The organism is Streptomyces sp. NPDC055078 (assembly GCF_053607985.1).
The window spans coordinates 1-2,445 of the sequence record NZ_JBSGUP010000928.1; the positions used below are offsets into that span (position 1 = coordinate 1).

The 2,445-nt window shown below is 67.0% G+C and carries 3 protein-coding genes; all 3 read right to left on the reverse strand.

Annotated elements, in window-relative coordinates; genetic code table 11:
* The coding region (locus tag ACWF94_RS38680; RefSeq protein ID WP_453499692.1) for a maleylpyruvate isomerase N-terminal domain-containing protein at nt 1–292 on the reverse strand (292 nt) is incomplete at its 3' end.
* Between the two features lie 2 nt (nt 293–294).
* On the reverse strand, nt 295–828 hold the full coding sequence (locus ACWF94_RS38685) for an SRPBCC family protein (RefSeq protein WP_453499694.1): 534 nt from the start codon (nt 826–828) through the stop codon (nt 295–297).
* A complete protein-coding gene (locus ACWF94_RS38690) occupies nt 825–1,187 on the reverse strand; it encodes an ArsR/SmtB family transcription factor (RefSeq protein ID WP_453499696.1) in 363 nt (120 codons plus the stop codon). Before ACWF94_RS38690 ends, ACWF94_RS38685 begins: the two co-directional genes overlap by 4 nt.
* Nucleotides 1,188–2,445 lie beyond the last annotated feature (1,258 nt).

Sequence of the window (2,445 nt, forward strand, 5' to 3'; positions counted from 1 at the left end):
ACAGCAGTCTGTGCGCAGTGGCCGGATCGTCCAGGAGAGCCTGCACCCCGTCGCGGTGAACCGTCCAGGCGGCCACCGGGTCATCGTCCGCCGACGGCCCCTTCGGCAGTTCGACTCCGGCGCCGGCCTTCAGGAAGCCGGGGAACCACTCGACGAGGTGGCGTACGACGTCCCGGGCGGTCCATCCCTCGCACGGCGCCGGGTTGTCCCACGCCTCTCGGCCGGTGCCGCGTACGCGGTCGGTGAAGGCGCCCGCCACCGTGCGGTGCTCGTCGGCCGCTGTTCTCCCCATGATCAGGAGCCGGTCCGGGTGTGACGGTCCGCGCTGTCGCTCTCCTGGCCGCCCAGCAGTTCGTCAAGCCGCTCGTAGCCTTCGCGGACACCGACGTCCATGCCGCTCTTGAGCATCCCGTCGCGGGATTCGAGGGACTCCATGAGCGACGTGCAGGTGACCCGGGTGCGGCCGTCGAAGCCCTCGAAAACAGCCGTCTCCAGACTGACACCGTCCGGAAACGCCTCGTAGGTGAAGGTCTGCACGATGCGCTCGTCGGGGCGCACCTCGTGGAACACACCGTGGAAGCAGTACTCGGTGCCGTCGTCGTCGATGCTCACATAGCGGTACGAACCGCCGCTGTGCGCGTCGTACCGGTCGATCCGCATCGTGAGCCGCCGCGGCCCGAGCCACTGGACCACGAGGTCGGGGTCGGTGTACGCCCGGAACACCCGTGCCGGCGGGGCGTCGAACTCCCGGACGATCCGGATGGTGGGCAGACCGGGGTCGGCCACAATCAGCGTCTCGTTCTGGTGGTGCCTGTCGTTGGTGCTCATGATGCCGCCTCTCTCATCGTGGGGCCCGCAGCCGGCCCCTCATCCATCTGTTCCAGGAGGGCGTCGAGGCGTTGGAATCGGTCCTCCGCCTCACGCCGGTAGCGCTCGATCCACTTCGTCATCAGGTCGAAGACCTCCGGCTCAAGGTGGCAGGGCCGACGCTGGGCGTCTCTGCTGCGGCTGACCAGCCCGGCGTCCTGGAGCACCTTGATGTGCTTGGACACGGCCTGCACTGTGACGTCGTACGGCTCGGCCAGCTCATTGACTGTGGCGTCGCCGGCGGCGAGCCGCGCCACGATGTCGCGGCGAGTGGGATCGGCCAGCGCGGAGAACACCAGCGACAAACGGTCCTCGGTCACCTCGCCCCTCCTCAACTGATTGATTGAATACTCCGGTGCCCGACCCCAGCTTGTCAACCAATCGGTTGAATAGCGCGCTGGGGGGACTGGTTCGCCCGGTGACGCTGGGAGGGGGGTTTGTTGGTGTGCGGGGTGGTGGCTGGTCTGGGGTGTTGCGGGTTTGTTGGGAGGCCGGGGGACCGGTTCCAGCGGGGCAGGCCGGGGTGGGTGGGCTGGGGTTGTGTGCTGAGTGCGGCTGGGTGTGTTGCAGGTGGTTCTGGCGTGCAACGGTCTGGTTGGCGTTTGTGCTGGTCAGGACTTTTTGGATTGTCTTGATCGAGAGCGCCCTGACCTGCGTCTTGATGCAATTGACGCGAGACCATCGCCGTTGGGCTGGGGCAGTGACTGCAAACCCGCAGGACACGGTCGTGAGGGTGTTTTGTCTGTATTCCCTCCCGAACTCCCCGGCGGTCTCCTGTGCCCAGGGCGGGGTTGCCGAGGCTGGGAGAGGGGGAGCAGCGCGTGAACGTGATCACGGACTTGGCCGCGATGGTCTCCGCCGCCGGCAGTGAGGCCCTGCCCGGCATCCATGCCCGGCTCAAGCGGCGCCGTCTGCTGCCCGCCCGCCAAGCACTGGCCGACGGCGGCTGCACTTCCGTCGCCCCTGCTGGATGCCGCCTCCCACACCTGCAAGATCAGCCTTGTCGGACCGCTCGGCGAGAGCACTTCGCGGCTGATGGGCGTCGTGTGATGTGCATGGGGTGTGCGTCATGGGTTCTCACTGGTGCTGGCCTGGGCTGTGGCGGTCCAGGGTGTCGTTTGCTGGTGAAGGCCGGTGTCGTTTGGTGGGTGGGGGGCTTGTCGCTTCTGTGGGTGGGTGTGGCGAAACGCCGGGTGGGGCCGTGTCGTGTCCGGCTACGCTCGGTGGATGCCGTCGTTTGCGGGTGATCCGCGTCATGAGCGTCTTGCCGCTGTCCTGGTGCCTCTGTTGCGTCGGTCGTGTCCGCCGGGCGGCGGCGGGTTCGGAGGGTCGTACGAGCTCCGGCTCGGTGTTGATGAGGCGGAGGAGCTGGGCGGGGTCGCTCTGATTCGCTCGGCGATGCGTAAGGCCGGCCGGTCCCTGGGATGGGCGAAGCTGCAGACGTTTGGTGGTTCCTTCCCGCAGGTTGCTGTGGCGGGTGTGGTGTGACGAATCCGCTAAGGATCACTCCCTACGCAATGCGCTGAGCTGCTAATCCAGTGATCGTTTCAGGATTGTCAGTCGTTGTGGCGTATCTGG